We start from the raw sequence: 16,687 nt of genomic DNA on the forward strand, positions 1-16,687 counted from the left end.
GCAGAAGATAGGGGCAAGAGCGCCCAAGTCCTTCACAGATGCGCCAGTTCTGCTTTCCCGGAAGCACAATTTGCGGTAGTGGTGGGTGAGGTCAACGACGTCGTGCCGCAGAAGCATGATGCAAATCGAGCAGCGAAGCAGAACCATGAACCAACATGCCGCCGGTCCTGAATTTGCCATGAGCTTCACGCAGGATGCCGTGTTGCTGGAACGACGCGAGGGGCGGCGGTGGCGACCGCTCGGCCAGGCGCGCTTCGCCGAGGGCGACCTGGCCTTCGTCCTGAACGGCCTGCGCGACCAGGCCGGCGGGCAGTCGGGCGATCTGGACACGATCCTGGTGATCCCGGACGACCAGATCCTCTACACCACGCTGACGGTGCCCTTCGGCTCGGACACGGCGGCCACCATCGCCCGTGCGCTCGAGGGGTTGACGCCCTATGCCGCGGCGGATCTGGCCTTCGACTGGTGTCCGTCGGCCAATGGCGACATCGAGACGCTGCGCGTCGCCGCCGTCGCCCGCCGCACGCTGGTCGAGGCCGAGGAATTCGCCCGCGCCCAAGGCTTCCGCCCCTCGGGCTTCCAGGCCCGCCCGGACGACGACCGCTTCGACGGCCAGCCCGATTTCGGCCCCTCGGGCCTCGTGCAGGAACAGTTCGACCGCCGCCCCTTCAGCGAGCCGGACCTTGGCGAGGTGCGCGTGACCGCACCTGTCATCGACCTGCAGGACGACCCTGCCCCGTCGGCCGCGCCGGCCCTGGTCATCTCGCGCATCACCCCGCATGTCGCCCCCGTTCCCGCCGCCGCCGCGCCCGCGCGGCCCGTTGGCGCGCCCGAGGCCGCAGCCGAGGCGGCATCCGCACCGCTGGCAGAGGACGCGGCAGAGGACGGCGCTGCGCGGACCGGCTCGCCCGTCATCCGCCACGGCCAGGTCGGCAGCCCGGTGGCGACCCGCCGGCTCTCTCCGCGCGCCGAGGCCGTTCTGACGCGCGCCGCCGAGGCCCGCGCGCGCCGCGCCCCGCCGCCGCCCGTCGATGCGCCCTCGGGCGTGCTCGGCCGCATCCGCAGCCTCGATCCGGCGCGGCTTCCGGTGATGGTGGGCGCGCTGGCGCTGGCCCTCGTCGTGGCGCTGCTGATCTTCGGGCGCCAGGCGCCCAACACCCCGCCCGTGGCCGAGGCCGTCCCCGAGACGCTGCCGATCCCCGCGCCGGCGCCCGAAGCCGAGGCGTCCGCGACCGAGGTCACGGAGGCCGCCCCGACCGCGGAGCCCGCTTCGGCGCAGGCCGTGACCGAGGCCGCGCCAGAAAGCGCGGCTCCGGTTGCCGCACCGCTGCCCGCACCGACGCCTGCGCCCGAGGCCACGGCCACCGCGCCCGTGGCGCCGGCCGAACCGGCACCGTCCGCTCCGGCACCGTCCGCTCCGGCCGCCGTGGCCGAGACCGCGCCCGCCCCGGCCAATGAGGCGGCAGCCGAGGCCGCACCCGCAGCCCCGACCGATCAGGACGCGCTGACCCGCGCCCTGGCCGAGGCGCTTGGCCAAGCCGCCCCGACCCCTGCGGCCGCGACGGCCGATCCGGCTGAGGCCCAGGCCGCCGCCACGACCGTCGCGGGCCTCGTGCCGCCTGCCCCCACCCCGCCTGCAGCAGCCGCGCCGACAAGCGCAGCCCCGCCGGCCGCGCCCCGGCCCGCATCCCCGACAACGGCCGCATCCACCGCGGACACCGCCCCGGCCGCCACGCCCGCCACGGCTCCGCCGCCGGCGCCGCGCGCGTCAGAGAGCGCCGCCACGCAAGCAGGCCGCCTGGCCAGCTCCGCCCGCCCGCCCCGGGCGAACCCGACGCCCGCCACCGCTCCGGCCGGCCCGGATGCCCAGCCTGCCGTCCCGGCCGCACCTGCGCCCTATGGCCGTGCCGGCCCCGGCACCGGCAGCCCGGTAACGGCCGCGCGTCCGCCGGCGCGTCCCGCCGCCCGCCCCGCTGCCGCCAGCACCACGGCGCCTGCGCCTGCCCCGGCAGCCGCTCCGGCTGCGGCCGCGGCTCCGGCGCCCGCGCCGGCCCCCGCCGCCCGCCCGGCCGCCCCGCAGGCCGAGGCGCCTCAACCGGCACCCGCCGCGCCGCTCGGCCAGCGCCCGCCGGCACGCCCTGCCAACCTGTCGCTTCTGGAGGAGGGCAGCCGCCGCGAGGAGACGGCCGCCCGGCCGCTGAACTCTGACGAGCGTGCGCTCATGATGGCGCAGCTGCGCGACCTGCGCACGGCCGAGCTTGGCGCGGCTGGCCTGTCCGAGGCCGAACGCGGGCTCGTCTTCCAGCTTGCAGACGCCCGCCCGACCCGCAAGCCCGTCGCCGTCCGCGCGCCCTCGCAAGCCGCCGTGACCGGAGCCGCGGTCAGCGCGGATCGGCCCGAGCCCCGCGCCAGCGCCTCGACGGCGGCCGCGGTCATCGCGCCGGCCGCCCCGGCCGCCGCGCCGGCGCCCGCTCCTTCGCCAGCCAGCGCGATCAGCCGCTCGGGCCGGCCCGTCGCCAAGCCTGCCAGCATCTCGGGCCGCGGGGCGTCAGGCGCACCCGCGACCTCGCCCGCCGCGGTCGAGGCGGCCATCGCGGCCGCCGTGGCGGGCAGCCCCGCCACGCCCGGCGCCGTGCCGCTGACGGCGCTCAGCTCCTCCTCCCTGCCGCCGCGCCGCTCGGGCGCCGCCGCCACCGCCGCCGCCGCGGGCCTTGCCAGCCTCAGCGCCAACACGATGATGGCCGCCGCGCCTGTTGCCGCCGCGCCGATCGCCGCCGCCGCCGCCACCGCGCCCTCTGCCGCCGACCTGCGCGCGGCGGCCGAGGCGCAGGCGGCCGAATCCGCGATGGCCGAGCAGCGCCGGCAGGACGCCGAATTGCAGGCCCAGGCCGAAGCCCGCGCCCGCGCCCAGGCCGCCGCCGACGCCCGTGCCGAGGCGCAGGCCCGCGCTCAGGCCGAGGCCCGCGCCCGCGCCCAGGCCGAGGCCGAGGCCCGTCAGGCCGCCGCCCGCAACCAGCAGTACAAGCCGCAGGAGATCGACAACGAGCCCGACGTGGTCGCCGCCATCCCGCAAGGCGCCATCGGCAATGCTGCCGCCACGGCGACCGTCAGCCAGGGCATCCGCCTGAACAGCACGCAGATCATCGGCACGATCGGCGCGGGCCAGGCCAGCCGGGCGCTGGTGCGCCTGTCGAACGGCCGCGTCCTGACGCTGCGCCTCGGGGACCGCATCAACGGCGGCACCATCACCGAGATCCGCGACAGCCGAATCCTCTACAACCGCGGCGGCCAGGTGCAGGCTCTGGGCGTCCTGAACGGCCAGTAGCCCCGGCCAGCGCCTGCCTTCGGCAGCCTCTCGTCCTTGACGCCCAAGCATCCTGGTGCCGGCCGGCGGTCCGGCGCGTCTCAGCCATCGAGCCGCGTGATCTCGAACCCTTCCGCCTCGAGAAGGCTCAGCACCCCGGCCTCGCCCGGCAGGTGCAGCGCCCCGAAGGCCGCGACGATTCCCTTGCCCTCGGCTGCCGCCGCAGTCGCCCCCTCGAGCAGCGGCGCGATCCAGGCGCGGTTGCGCTGGTCCATCAGGCGCTCCTGCGCCAGCGCCAGCTGGGCGTCGATCTCCTCGCGCGAGAGGCCGGAATTGGCATAGGCGTCGTGCCGCGCGAATTCCCAGATCTTCCAGACGTCTCCCTCGAAATAGGCGTCTGTCAGGGTGACGGCGTAATCGTCCGCATAGGCGGCGGCCGGCAGGTTCGCGCGGATCATGTCCAGCTCCTCTTCCGGCGAAAGATCGGCGAAGAGCGCGAAGACCGTGTCCCACGGCTCGAGCGCCCGGACCTCCAGCGCCTGCGCCGCGGCGCGGTCCACCAGCATGTGGTCGAGCCCCCCGGCCTTGCCGTCCGCCTCGGCCATCTGCCGCATCATGCAAGGCGAGATCCCCAGCATCATCGACACGTACCAAGGCCGCAGCCGCGCCGCCATGATCGGCGGGATGCCCCGATCGTTAAGGGCCGACGTCAGCTGCTGCCACTCCTCGGGCTCCAGCCGCTCGGGCAGCGTCGCGCCTGTCGGATCGACCATCAGCGTCGGATCGGCGGCCAGCGCCTCGGTCAGGCGCGCCTCCTCCTCGGGCCCGGCCTCGACATAGAGCGCGGCGGCCGTAGCGAGGCGGTCCGCGACCCGCTCGGCCAGCGCCTCGTGGCGCGGGTCCGCGAAGTGATAGGTGCCGACAAGGGTGATACGCGCATCGTCGCGCACCGCCTCGAAAAGCAGGCCGCGGCGGAAGGGGACACCCGCGGTCGCCTCCTCGATGGCGGCCGCCCGCTCGGACGGCATGGTCTCGAAGACGTTTCGCCCTTCGCAGCTCTCTGCCAGCGCGGCGCCGCCGAATGACAGGGCCAGGGCCAGCGCGCTTGCCAGGATCCGCATGCTCGTCCTCCTTCTTGCCGTCGTGAATCCGCCGCGAACGTGACACAGCAAGCCGCCGCAGGCCACCCCGCGCCCCCGCCGCAGGTGTTGACAGTGGCGTGAGAGCGGCCTAGATCATCGCCATTGGCACTCGCCCGAGGTGAGTGCCAACAGCGAAACACTGGAACCTGAAACGGAGTGTTCACCAATGGCATTCAAACCGCTGCATGACCGCGTGCTGGTCCGCCGCGTCCAGTCGGAAGAAAAGACCAAGGGCGGTCTGATCATCCCCGACAACGCTAAAGAAAAGCCCGCCGAGGGCGAGATCATCGCGGTCGGCGAAGGCGCGCGCAAGGACTCGGGCGAACTGATCGCTCCCTCGGTTTCGACCGGCGATCGCGTCCTGTTCGGCAAATGGTCGGGCACCGAAGTCACGGTCGACGGCGAAGAGCTGCTGATCATGAAGGAAAGCGACATCCTGGGCATCATCCACTGATCCCGGACGGACGCATCCTTCCCCACTGAATTCAGGAGAGACAAATGGCATCGAAAGAAGTCAAGTTCAGCACCGACGCCCGCGACCGTATGCTGAAAGGCGTGAACATCCTCGCCGACGCCGTGAAGGTGACGCTCGGCCCGAAAGGCCGCAACGTCGTGATCGACAAGTCCTTCGGCGCCCCGCGCATCACGAAGGACGGTGTCTCGGTCGCCAAGGAAATCGAGCTGTCCGACAAGTTCGAGAACATGGGCGCCCAGATGGTCCGCGAAGTTGCCTCGCGCACCAATGACGAGGCCGGCGACGGCACCACCACCGCGACGGTGCTGGCCCAGGCCATCGTCAAGGAAGGCATGAAGGCGGTTGCCGCCGGCATGAACCCGATGGACCTCAAGCGCGGCATCGACCTGGCCACGCTGAAAGTCGTCGAGGCCATCAAAGCCGCTTCGCGCCCCGTCACCGACAGCGACGAAGTCGCCCAGGTCGGCACCATCTCGGCCAATGGCGAGGCCAATATCGGCCGCTTCATCGCCGACGCGATGCAGAAGGTCGGCAACGAGGGTGTCATCACCGTCGAAGAGAACAAGGGGATGGAGACCGAGGTCGAAGTCGTCGAGGGCATGCAGTTCGACCGCGGCTACCTCTCGCCCTACTTCGTCACCAATCCCGACAAGATGATCGCGGATCTGGAAGACGCCTTCATCCTGCTGCACGAGAAGAAGCTCTCGTCGCTGCAGCCGATGGTTCCGCTGCTGGAAGCCGTCATCCAGTCGGGCAAGCCGCTGGTCATCGTGGCCGAGGACGTCGAAGGCGAGGCCCTGGCCACGCTGGTCGTCAACAAGCTGCGCGGCGGCCTGAAGATCGCGGCCGTCAAGGCGCCGGGCTTCGGCGATCGCCGCAAGGCCATGCTGCAGGACATCGCGATCCTGACCGGCGGTCAGGTCATCAGCGAAGACCTGGGCATGAAGCTGGAGAATGTCGGCATCGACATGCTCGGCCGCGCCAAGAAGATCACGATCAACAAGGACAACACCACCATCGTCGACGGCGCCGGTGAGAAGTCCGAGATCGAGGCGCGCGTCGCCCAGATCCGCCAGCAGATCGAGGAAACCACCTCGGACTACGACAAGGAGAAGCTGCAAGAGCGCGTGGCCAAACTGGCCGGCGGTGTTGCCGTGATCCGCGTCGGCGGCATGAGCGAGATCGAAGTGAAAGAGCGCAAGGACCGCGTTGACGATGCGCTGAACGCGACCCGTGCGGCCGTTCAGGAAGGCGTTGTCGTCGGCGGCGGCGTGGCCCTGGTCCAGGGCGGCAAGGCTCTGGAAGGCGTCACCGGCGTCAACAGCGACCAGGATGCGGGCATCGCCATCATCCGCCGCGCGCTGGAAGCTCCGATGCGCCAGATCGCCGAGAACGCCGGCGTCGACGGCGCCGTGGTTGCCGGCAAGGTCCGCGAGTCGACCGACAAGTCCTTCGGCTTCAACGCGCAGACCGAGGAATATGGCGACATGTTCAAGTTCGGCGTCATCGACCCGGCCAAGGTCGTGCGCACCGCGCTGGAAGACGCGGCCTCGGTTGCTGGCCTGCTGATCACCACCGAAGCCATGATCGCCGAGAAGCCCGAGCCGAAAGGCCAGGGCGGCGGCATGGGCGGCGGCATGGGCGGCATGGGCATGGACGGGATGATGTAATCATTCCTGCCCCTGCGGCAGACAGAGGAAGGGCGCCCGGGTGGCGCCCTTTTTCTATGTCTGCGCCTTGCGCTCTTTTCGGGTCGCCGTGCCGTCTTCGCGCCCGCCATCCTCGCGCTGCAGATGGCTCAGCTCGCGCTCGAGGAAGAACGAGATCAGCGAGCGGATCGTGACCAGCCCGCCCAGGAGGATGATGTTCTCGATGTTCAGGTCCAGCATCGTGCGGATGAGGTCGGCGACGATCAGCACCTCCATCCCTGTCAGGATGTGCCGCCCCAGCTCGAGCCGGCCGAGGTTCAGCCGGTGCGAGCGTTCGTGCCCGTCGCGGCGGTGCATCTCGCCGCTGACGAAATTCTTGATGAAGCGCAGAAGGCCCAGCAGCAGGATCAGGATCGCGAAGAGCTCGATCCCGAGGACCAGCCACTCGAATCCGAGGCTGGCCGCGCCCAGGTGATCCGACAGCGAGAAGCTGCTGATGCCGTCCATGCCGCCTCCGCCGACTGCCCCTGCAGATGGGAACAAAGGGGCATCCCTCTGGTTCCTTGGCCCGCAGCCCACCAAAGGGAAAGGACCCCATCATGGTGACCACCGTCGGAACCGAAGACACCTTCCAGGACCTCGTGCGCAACCTGATCCTGCTCGAGCGGGACGCCATCGCCGCCTACGAGTCCACCATCGAGCGGCTGGACGATCCGGCACTGTCCTCGCAGGTCGAGCAGTTCCGCCAGGACCATCTGCAGCATCTCGACGTACTGAACGAGATGGCCGCCGAGGCCGGCGCCGAGGCGCCGCTGGAGGGCGACATGAAGCAGATGCTGACGACCGGCAAGATCGCGCTGGCCGACCTGTTCGGCGACGCCGCCATTCTCAAGGCGATGCGCACGAACGAGGAGGACACGGTCACCGCCTACGAGCGGGCCGCGCATCACCAGGACGCGATCGAAAAGTCGCGCGCCTTCTTCCAGAAGGCGCATTCGGACGAGCTGCGCCACCGCGAGTGGATGCAGCGCACGTCCGAAGCGCTCTGACGCGCGGGGCGGCGGCCAAGCGCCGCCGCCTCAGCCCACCTGCGGCTCGACCCCGAGCGCGGTGCAGAGCGAGCGGAAGCGCGCTTCCGCGACCTCGCCCATCAGCTGGCGGCCCATCGGCGTCAGCTTCAGCTCCAGCCGCTTTCCCTTGACCAGCGTCAGCTTTCCGGCATCGGCCGGATCGTCGGTGGCGAACATCGCGCCGAAGCGCATGGCCTTGCCCAGGATCTCGGCGTCGCGCAGCTGCGCCTCGTCCAGCAGCGCGAACAGCGGCGCCATGGGCGATTTTGCCCGGCTGTTCTTGTAGCGGTGCAGCAGGGCAAGCCCTAGGAAGACCCGCTCGGGATGGCTGAGGGCGGCCATGTTGGCGCGGGTGACGTTGTCGAAACAGGCCTCGGCCCGGTAGTCGGGATGGGCGCGCCAGGCGGTGTCGTGCAGCAGGCAGGCCGCGCGCACCAGGCGGTCTCGCTCGGGCGGCAGGCCCGCGAAGATCGGCAGCAGGAACTGGTAGAGCTTCTTGCCGAAGCCCGGCAGCCGGGCCATCTGCTTCTCGGTGAAGCGCGCCGCCTCCAGCAGCGGGTCGCGCTTGCGCAGCGTGCCGGACATGTGCTCGTACAGCAGCCCCTCGCGAATGCCGTAGCTGCTGACGTTCAGCTCGGACGGCTGGAAGACCTCGATCATCTGCGACAGCACCTGCCCCGCCAGCGGCACCAGCTCGATCCGCGAGGCCGAGATGCCGACCTTGGCGCGCAGCGCGTTCAGCTCGTGTCCCGCGATCCAGTCCACCGTCTCGGTCACGGCGGCGGGAGTCATGCGGTATTCGTGCAGGACCGTCATCGGGTAGCTCGCCCGCTCCATGTCCAGCCGCGCGATGGCGCGCCACGAGCCGCCGACGAGGTAGATCCGCTCGTGATCCGTGCCCATCTGCGCGGCGAGGTCCTGCAGGATGGTGCGGATGTGACCTGGCAGCTCGGCCGGCGGCACCTGCTGCAGGCGGAACGGCCCGAGCGGCGAGGTGACGCGGCGGCCGACCTTGCCATCGGCCACCTCGGCCAGCTCCATCGAGTTGCCGCCGATGTCGCAGACGAGGCCCTTCGCGTCGGGCCAGCCCAGCAGCACGCCCTGCGCCGACAGCCGCGCCTCCTCCTCGCCGTCGATGACCCAGAGCTTCAGCCCGGTCTCCTTCTCGACCCGCGCCTGGAATGCGGGGCCATCCTCGGCCTCACGCACGGCGGCGGTGGCGACGCAGGTCAGGGGCTCGATCCCCATGCCGCGGGCGAGGGCCGCGAAGCGCCGCAAAGCCGCGAAGCCGCGCTCGACCCCCGCCGGGTTCAGCTTGCCGGTGCGGGCCATGTCCTGGCCGAGACCCGCCATGACCTTCTCGTTGTAGAAATAGGCGGGCGAGCGGGCCGCGCCGTCGAAGACCACCAACCGGATCGAGTTCGAGCCGACATCGACGACGCCGAGCCGCTTCAGCGCGCGCTTGGGCAGCTTGCGGAACTTCGGTCCAAAGGGTTCGACCTGTCGGCCGCTGGTCAATCGCACGCCGTTCATGGGGGCCTCTTGTCTTGCGTTCCTGGCGCGGCGGAGCCGCTTATTCGCTCGAATGGGTCAGCGCCGGCACGTCGCGTGCGCCGGCGGTACCGCGTCCCGAAAGAGACGGGTTTTCCATGAAGAAGCGGTGACAGTTGAACAGATCGTCACGTCCCTCGGGCAGATAGCGCACGAAGCGGCCATCGGGTTGCAACAGCCAGCTCTGCGCCTCGTCCGCCAGGTTCGCCGCCATGATCTGGCTGACGATCTGCGCCTTGACGGTCTCGTTCTCGCATTCCACCAGCGTTTCCACGCGCCGGCTGAGATTGCGCCCCATCCAATCGGCCGAGCTGATGAAGACCCGTGCCTTGGCCGAGGGCAGCCCGTGCCCGTTCCCGAAGCAGACGATGCGGGAATGTTCAAGGTAGCGGCCGACGATCGACTTCACGCGAATATTGTCCGACAAGCCCTTGATGCCGGGACGTAATCCGCAGATCCCGCGCACCACGAGGCTGATCTTCACCCCGGCCGCGCTGGCGTCGTAGAGCGCCTCGATCACCTCGGTCTCGACGATCGAATTCATCTTGGCCCAGATCGCGGCGGGCCGGCCCTGCCGGGCGTATTCCGCCTCGCGCCCGATCAGCTCGAGCAAGCGCTCCTTCATGTTGATGGGCGAGATCGACAGGTTCTCGAGCCCGACCGGCTGGACGTAGCCCGACAGGTAGTTGAACACCTTGGTCGCGTCCCGCCCGAGCGCCGGGTTGCAGGTGAAGAGCGAGAGGTCGGTGTAGATCCGCGCGGTGATCGGGTGGTAGTTGCCGGTGCCGTAATGGGTGTAGGTGACCAGTCCCTCGCCCTCGCGCCGCACGACGGTGCTGATCTTGGCATGGGTCTTGTAGTTCACGAAGCCATAAACGACATGGGCGCCCGCCCGCTCCAGCCGGCGCGACTGGCGGATGTTGGCGGCCTCGTCGAAGCGGGCCTTCAGCTCGACGAGGGCGGTGACGGACTTGCCCGCCTCGGCCGCCTCGCAGAGCGCGTCCACGATGGGGCTGTCGCGGCTGGTGCGGTAGAGCGTCTGCTTGATCGCCAGCACGTCGGGATCGCGCGCGGCCTGCGCGAGAAAGCGCACCACCATGTCGAAGGTCTCGTAGGGGTGGTGCAGCAGCATGTCCTTCTGGCGGATCGCGGCGAACATGTCGCCGTCATGGTCCTGCACCCGCTCGGGCACGCGCGGCGTGAACGAAGGCCACAGCAGGTCGCGGCGGCTGTCCAGGACCAGCTCGGCCAGGTCGGCCATGCCCAGAAGCCCGGCGACCTCGATCACCTCGTCGGGGCCGACCTCCAGCTCGTCCATGATCAGGCGGCGCAGGCGGTCGGGCGCGCCCGAGGTGATCTTCAGCCGGATGACGCTGCCCCGGCGGCGGCGCTTCAGCGCGGTCTCGAACTCGCGGACCAGATCCTCGGCCTCCTCCTCGACTTCCAGATCGCTGTCGCGCAGGACGCGGAAGCTGCAATGGCCGGCGTCGCGATAGCCGGGAAAGAGGCTCGAGAGATGCATCAGCAGCAGTTCTTCCAGCCGCAGAAAGCGCTGGCCGCCCGGCAGGGGCACGAAGCGCGGCAGCTGCGCGGGGATCGGCAGCAGAGCCTGCATCTGCCGCCCGTCCGTCTCGCGCGCCAGCTCGAGCGCCAGCGAGAAGCCGGTGTTGGGGATGAAGGGGAAGGGATGCGCCGGGTCGATGGCCAGCGGCGAGAGGACCGGAAAGACGCGGTTCTCGAAATACTCGTGAAGGAAGGTCTCCTCGGCCCCCGTCAGGCGCTGGCGCGAGAGGATCACGATCCCCTCCTGCTCCATCTCCTGCCGGAGGCGGTTCCAGACCGATTGCTGCGCGCTCATCAGCCGGCGGGCGTCGGCGTTGATGAGCGTCAGCTGCTCAGCCGGGGTCAGCCCGTCATCCGAGGCGGTGGTGTTGCCCTCGCGGACCAGCTCGCGCAGGCCGGCGACACGGACCGTGTAGAACTCGTCCAGGTTGGTGGCGCTGATCGACACGAAGCGGAGCCGCTCCAGCAGCGGCACGCGCGGGTTGCGGGCCTCGTCGAGGACGCGCCAGTTGAAGCTGAGCCAGCTCAGCTCGCGGTTGAAAAAGCGGGCGGGACCGGTCGGCACCTCGCCGTCAGGCTCGCGCGGGGCGGGAAACTCGGTGCGCAGGAAATCCGCCAGGGTCATGGGATGGGTCGTCCTGTTGTCGCGGCGCGCGGCAGCCGCTGCGCCCCCGGAAGGTTAAGGTCGGTCCGTGCGGGCTTCAAGCGTCAGCCCCCTGCGGCGCGCGCAGCTGGTCCAGCACCTCGGCGGCGATGCGCCGGGTGATCGGGCCTTTTTCGGCCATCGCGGCGCGGTCCATCGCCGCCACCAGCCGCCGCGCCAGCCCAAGGTCGCGGTCCATGTGCAGCACCAGCCAGTCGAGAAGCCCCGCGCTGACGGCCTGCTGCCGGTCGGCGAACAGCTTGACCAGCACCGCGGCCAGCAGTGCCTCGTCCGGCGGGTTCAGGCGGACCTGCGGCATCGCATCCATGCGCGAGCGCAGGTCGGGCAGCACCAGCCCCCAGTCCCGCGGCGGCGTGCGGGCGGTCAGCAGCAAAAGGCAGCCGCGCGGACCGCAGAGGTTCCACAGGTGGAACAGCGCCTGCTCGGCCCCCGCGGCGAAGCCCGCATGATCGGCATCCTCGACCACCACCGCGCCGCCCTCGGCCGCAAGAAGATCGGCCCCGTCCGGCCGCAACCCCGAGGCGCTGACGCGGCGCGCCCCGTTCTCGGCCGCCCAGAAGGCGGCGAGATGGGTCTTGCCCGCGCCCTCGGGCCCGACCAGCAGCATCCGCCCGTTTGGCCATGAGAGCGGCTGGTCCAACATGTCCAGCGCCGCCTGGTTGGCGGGCGCGGGCAGGAAATCGGCCCGCGCATGGGCGGGCGGCGTCGTCAGGTCCAGCGTCAGCTGGCGGGCGGCGGGAAAGAGGCTCACGCCTGCCCGGGCCCCGGCCCTGGCTCCGTCGAGGCGACCGGAACGACGACCGCGGCCGCCCGCTCACGCTCCAGCGTGCCGCGCGGGACCAGCTCGACCAGCACCGGCAGCGCGGGATCGCCCGGCGCGGCCTGTCCCGTATAGGCGCCGCTCTCGCGGTAGCGGGCAAGCAGGAAGCGCGCCAGCACCCCGAGCGCGGCCGCCATCGGCACGGCCAGCACCAGCCCCACGAAGCCGAAGAGCGTGCCGAAGACCGACAGGGCCAGCAGCAGCCAGACCGGGTGCAGGCCGACATGATGGCCGACGATCTTGGGCTGGAGGTAGTTGCCCTCGACGATCTGGCCGATGGCGAAGATCGCGATCACCGCCCCGATCCACAGCGGATCGCCCCAGAAGCTGAACAGCGCGACGCCGATGGCCGTGGCGCCGCCGATCAGCACGCCGACATAGGGGATGAAGGACAAAACCGCCGCCATGATGCCGATGAAGAAGCCGAAGGGCAGTCCGACCAGCATCAGGCCGAAGGCGTACCAAGTCCCGAGGATCAGGATCACCAGCGCCTGCCCCCGCAGGAAGCCGGCAAGGGCCGCGTCGATCTCGAGCGCGATCTGGCGGATGGTGGCGGCGTGCTCGCGCGGCAGCAGGCTGTCGACCTTCGCCACCATCTTGTCCCAGTCCAGCAGCAGGTAGAAGGCGACGACCGGCACGATGACCAGCAATGCCACCGTGCCGACAAAGCCCCGAAGCGAGCCCAGAACCCGCGCGGCCAGCGCCGTGCCCTGCTCGCGCAGGGCGGCCGACATCTCGGTCAGCGTGCCGGTCGTCTGCCCGCCATCGGGGATGAGGTCGGGAAAGCGCAGCTCGATGAAGGCGCGTCCTTGCGCGATCATCTGCGGCGCGGTCTCGATCAGGGCGGTCGCCTGGCGCACCAGCAGCGGCACGACCAGCAGGATGACCGCGACGAAGGCCAGCACCATGATCAGCGTGATCAGCACGACGGACATGGTGCGCGACAGGCCCGCCCGCTCCAGCCGGTCGGCCAGGGGGTCCAGCAGATAGGCGATCCCCGCGCCCAGGATGAAGGGCAGGACCGCGCCGCCCAGCAGCCACAGCGTCACCAGCAGGGTCAGCGCCGAGACGCCCCACCAGATCAACTGCTTGCGAACCGGGATGCGCATCATCTGTCCCTGCATCTGTGCCTGCGCGAATGTGACGCCAGCGGCGGCGGGTTGCAAGCGGCTGCGGCCTCGCTTGGCAAGCTCCCGGCGATCCGGTAACCCTGCGCCGAATTGAACCGCACCGATCCGGCACGAACCGATCCGCCCCGAACCCCGCCGAAGGAACCGCCCATGCGTCTGTCGCGCTATTTCCTGCCCGTCCTGAAGGAAGACCCGAAGGAGGCGCAGATCGTCAGCCACCGCCTGATGCTGCGCGCGGGCATGATCAAGCAGCAGGCGGCGGGGATCTATTCCTGGCTGCCGCTCGGCTTCAAGGTGCTGCGCCGGATCGAGCAGATCGTGCACGAGGAACAGCAGCGCGCCGGCCACATCCCCATGCTGATGCCGACGCTGCAACCGGCGGACCTGTGGCGCGAGAGCGGCCGCTACGACGATTACGGCGAGGAGATGCTGCGCCTGAAGGACCGTCACAAGCGCGACCTTCTCTACGGTCCGACGAACGAGGAGATGATCACCGACATCTTCCGGTCGCACGTGAACAGCTACAAGGACCTGCCGCTGACCCTTTACCACATCCAGTGGAAGTTCCGCGACGAGATCCGTCCCCGCTTCGGCGTGATGCGCGGGCGCGAGTTCCTGATGAAGGACGGCTACAACTTCGACCTGACCAAGGAGGACGCGCTTCACGCCTACAACCGCCACCTCGTCAGCTACCTGCGCAGCTACGAGCGGATGGGGCTTCAGGCGATCCCGATGCGCGCCGATGGCGGCCCCATCGGCGGGGACTACACGCACGAGTTCCTGGTGCTGGCCGAGACGGGCGAGTCCGAGGTCTTCTACGACAAGGAGATCACCGACCTGACCTTCGGCGACCGCGCCATCGACTATGACAGCGTCGAGCAGTGCCAGGCCGTGCTGGAAGAGTTCACCGGCCGCTACGCCCGCACCGACGAGACCCACGATCAGGCGATCTTCGACGAGGTCCCCGAGGAGCGCCGCCGCACCGCGCGCGGGATCGAGGTCGGGCAGATCTTCTACTTCGGCACCAAGTATTCCGACGCGATGGGCGCCACTGTCGTCGGCCCCGACGGGCAGCGCGTGCCGGTCCACATGGGCAGCCACGGCATCGGCGTTTCCCGCCTTCTGGGCGCGATCATCGAGGCGAACCACGACGAAAAGGGCATCATCTGGCCCGAGGGCGTCGCGCCGTTCCATGTGGGCATCGTCAACCTCAAGCAGGGCGACAACTCGACCGACAGCGCCTGCGAGGCGATCTATGCCGAGCTGCAGACCCGCGGCCTGGACCCGCTTTACGACGACCGGGACGAGCGGGCGGGCGCGAAATTCGCCACCGCCGACCTGATTGGCCTGCCTTGGCGTATCACCGTCGGCCCCCGCGGTCTGGCGGCGAACAAGGTCGAGCTGACCAGCCGCCGCACCGGCGAGAGCGAGGAGCTGTCCCCGAAAGAGGCCATCGCCCGGCTCGAGGCGATCTACGCGCCCGTCCTCGGCAGCGTCGTGCGGGACAAATGATCGGGCTGCTGCGACTGGCGGTCTGCGGCCTTCTGGCCGCGGCGCTGTCGCAATTTCCGGCCTTCTCGGACCAGTATGTGCAGCGCCTCGGGGGCCAGGTCGATGCGCTGACCCGCGTGGTGCAGGATTTCGACGCCAGCGCCACCCGCGCCGGCCTGACCCGGCAGGAGGCGCTGGCCGAGCTGTCGGGCACCGCCTTCCGCGACGCGCACGGACAGGACATGGCCCGGGCCTTCCTGCGCCTCGACCGGGCGCGCGCCGACCTGCAGATGCTGCGCCTTGCCGGCCCGCTGGAGCGGATGGCCCTGCCCCACCGCCTGCGCGATCCCGAGACGCTGACGGCCACCTGGGGCGACTTCCGCCCGGCCGTGCCGCTGACCCGCGCGGGGCTGATCGCCGCGCTGATCGGCTTCATGATCGGCTGGCTCGTGACCGGGCTTCTCGGCCGCCTCACGCGCCGTGACGAGCGGCTCGGCTGGCGCTAGGCCTGCCTTGCCGTTACGGCACCCAACCTGCCCGAACATCCTGCTTTTCTTTTAATCAGGGCGCTTCTAACGTGCCGTCAGGACAATGTTCCAACTGGGAGTCAACGTATGAAAAAGTTCCTTCTCGCGACCGCCGCCAGCGCGCTGATCGCAGGTAGCGCCGGCGCCGAGGACATCAAGCTGGGCATCTCGCTCGGGTTCACCGGGCCGCTGGAATCCATGGCGCCGGGCATGCAGAACGGGGCCGAGCTGGCCATCAAGGAAGTCTCGGATTCGGGCCTGCTGCTGGACGGCTCGACCGTCAGCGCCGTGACCGGCGACAGCACTTGCATCGACGCCGCCGCGGCGACCGCCACGGTCGAGCGCCTGATCACGGCCGAAGGCGTGCGCGGGATCATCGGCGGCATGTGCTCGGGCGAGACCATCGCCTCGCTGGAAAACGTCGCGCGCCCGAACGGCGTCGTGATGATCTCGCCCTCGGCCACCTCGCCCGCGCTGTCGGACATGGAGGATGACGGGCTGTTCTTCCGCACCTCGCCCTCGGACGCGCGCCAGGGCGAAGTTATGGCCCAGATCATGCAGGAGCGTGGCATCCAGTCGGCCGCGATCACCTACACGAACAACGACTACGGCAAGGGACTGGCCGACAGCTTCCAGGCAGCCTTCGAGGCCGCCGGCGGCACCGTGACCACCAATGCCGCGCATGACGACGGCAAGGCCGACTACTCGGCCGAGGTGGCCGCGCTGGCAGCCGCGGGCGGCGATGCGCTGGTCGTGGTGGGCTATGTCGACCAGGGCGGCTCGGGCGTCGTGCGCGCGGCGCTGGACACCGGCGCCTTCGAGACCTTCGTCTTCCCCGACGGCATGGTCGGCAGCGCGCTGGAGGCGAACTTCGGCACCGAGATCAACGGCAGCTTCGGCCAGAACCCGGCCGCCGAGGGCGAGGGCCGCGAGACCTTCCTGTCGATGGCCGAGGAAGCCGGCTTCGACGGAACCAGCGCCTACTCGGCCGAGGCTTATGACGCCGCCGCCCTGATCCTGCTGGCGATGGCCAAGGCAGGCACCCATGATCCCGCGACCTACAAGGACAGCATCATGGACGTCGCCAACGAGCCGGGCGAGCAGATCCTGCCGGGCCAGCTGGCCCGCGCGCTGGAGATCATCAACGAGGGCGGCGACGTGGACTATGTCGGCGCCACGAACGTCGAGCTGATCGGCGCGGGCGAGAGCGCCGGCACCTATCGCGAGATCCAGATCACGGACGGCGCGATCGAGGTCGTCGGCTACCGCTGATCCCGCCGCTTGACAGAAGGCCCGGCACC

Annotated in this window: 13 protein-coding genes; 7 read left to right on the top strand and 6 right to left on the bottom strand. The window is 70.2% G+C overall.

Going from position 1 to position 16,687, the window contains the following annotated elements:
• Positions 1-145: 145 nt before the first annotated feature.
• Complete coding sequence (locus BLP73_RS07070; RefSeq protein ID WP_090741777.1) at positions 146-3,325, top strand: hypothetical protein; 3,180 nt, start codon at positions 146-148, stop codon at positions 3,323-3,325.
• Between the two features lie 80 nt (positions 3,326-3,405).
• On the opposite strand, the gene BLP73_RS07075 is transcribed toward BLP73_RS07070, so the two are convergent.
• Positions 3,406-4,425 (bottom strand): TraB/GumN family protein, encoded by a 1,020-nt coding sequence (locus BLP73_RS07075; RefSeq protein WP_090741779.1) that lies wholly within the window; start codon positions 4,423-4,425, stop codon positions 3,406-3,408.
• A gap of 187 nt (positions 4,426-4,612) precedes the next feature.
• Between BLP73_RS07075 and groES the strand changes: the two genes are divergently transcribed.
• Together groES and groL are read left to right on the top strand one after the other, a co-directional pair.
• Positions 4,613-4,900, top strand: coding sequence for a co-chaperone GroES (gene groES / locus BLP73_RS07080; RefSeq protein ID WP_090741781.1), 288 nt, complete (start codon positions 4,613-4,615; stop codon positions 4,898-4,900).
• Between the two features lie 44 nt (positions 4,901-4,944).
• Positions 4,945-6,591, top strand: a complete 1,647-nt coding sequence (groL, locus tag BLP73_RS07085) for a chaperonin GroEL (protein WP_090741784.1) — start codon at positions 4,945-4,947, stop codon at positions 6,589-6,591.
• A 54-nt stretch (positions 6,592-6,645) separates the two neighbouring features.
• On the opposite strand, the gene BLP73_RS07090 is transcribed toward groL, so the two are convergent.
• Positions 6,646-7,077 carry a DUF1622 domain-containing protein gene (locus BLP73_RS07090; RefSeq protein ID WP_090741787.1) on the bottom strand — a complete coding sequence of 144 codons (432 nt, stop codon included), beginning with the start codon at positions 7,075-7,077 and terminating at the stop codon, positions 6,646-6,648.
• A 92-nt stretch (positions 7,078-7,169) separates the two neighbouring features.
• Between BLP73_RS07090 and BLP73_RS07095 the strand changes: the two genes are divergently transcribed.
• Positions 7,170-7,619, top strand: a complete 450-nt coding sequence (locus BLP73_RS07095; protein ID WP_090741789.1) for a DUF892 family protein — start codon at positions 7,170-7,172, stop codon at positions 7,617-7,619.
• Between the two features lie 30 nt (positions 7,620-7,649).
• On the opposite strand, the gene BLP73_RS07100 is transcribed toward BLP73_RS07095, so the two are convergent.
• The 4 genes from BLP73_RS07100 to BLP73_RS07115 all read right to left on the bottom strand — a co-directional run bounded on the left by BLP73_RS07100 (position 7,650) and on the right by BLP73_RS07115 (position 13,347).
• Positions 7,650-9,173: a Ppx/GppA family phosphatase gene (locus tag BLP73_RS07100; RefSeq protein ID WP_090741791.1), complete on the bottom strand. Its 1,524-nt coding sequence runs from the start codon at positions 9,171-9,173 to the stop codon at positions 7,650-7,652.
• 40 nt (positions 9,174-9,213) lie between these two features.
• On the bottom strand, positions 9,214-11,379 hold the full coding sequence (locus BLP73_RS07105) for an RNA degradosome polyphosphate kinase (protein ID WP_090741792.1): 2,166 nt from the start codon (positions 11,377-11,379) through the stop codon (positions 9,214-9,216).
• Between the two features lie 76 nt (positions 11,380-11,455).
• Positions 11,456-12,169, bottom strand: a complete 714-nt coding sequence (locus tag BLP73_RS07110; RefSeq protein ID WP_245686579.1) for a P-loop NTPase family protein — start codon at positions 12,167-12,169, stop codon at positions 11,456-11,458.
• A complete protein-coding gene (locus tag BLP73_RS07115) occupies positions 12,166-13,347 on the bottom strand; it encodes an AI-2E family transporter (protein WP_090742124.1) in 1,182 nt (393 codons plus the stop codon). Before BLP73_RS07115 ends, BLP73_RS07110 begins: the two co-directional genes overlap by 4 nt.
• Positions 13,348-13,518: 171 nt before the next feature.
• Between BLP73_RS07115 and proS the strand changes: the two genes are divergently transcribed.
• From proS to BLP73_RS07130, 3 genes are all read left to right on the top strand, one after another.
• Entirely contained in the window at positions 13,519-14,880 is a 1,362-nt protein-coding gene (gene proS / locus BLP73_RS07120) for a proline--tRNA ligase (protein WP_090741793.1), read from the top strand.
• Complete coding sequence (locus tag BLP73_RS07125; protein ID WP_090741795.1) at positions 14,877-15,365, top strand: DUF2937 family protein; 489 nt, start codon at positions 14,877-14,879, stop codon at positions 15,363-15,365. The genes proS and BLP73_RS07125 overlap by 4 nt, the downstream gene beginning before the upstream one ends.
• Positions 15,366-15,473: 108 nt before the next feature.
• Entirely contained in the window at positions 15,474-16,658 is a 1,185-nt protein-coding gene (locus tag BLP73_RS07130) for an ABC transporter substrate-binding protein (RefSeq protein WP_090741796.1), read from the top strand.
• Positions 16,659-16,687: the final 29 nt, after the last annotated feature.

The sequence above is a fragment of the Paracoccus tibetensis genome (assembly GCF_900102505.1).
Classification (GTDB): domain Bacteria; phylum Pseudomonadota; class Alphaproteobacteria; order Rhodobacterales; family Rhodobacteraceae; genus Paracoccus; species Paracoccus tibetensis.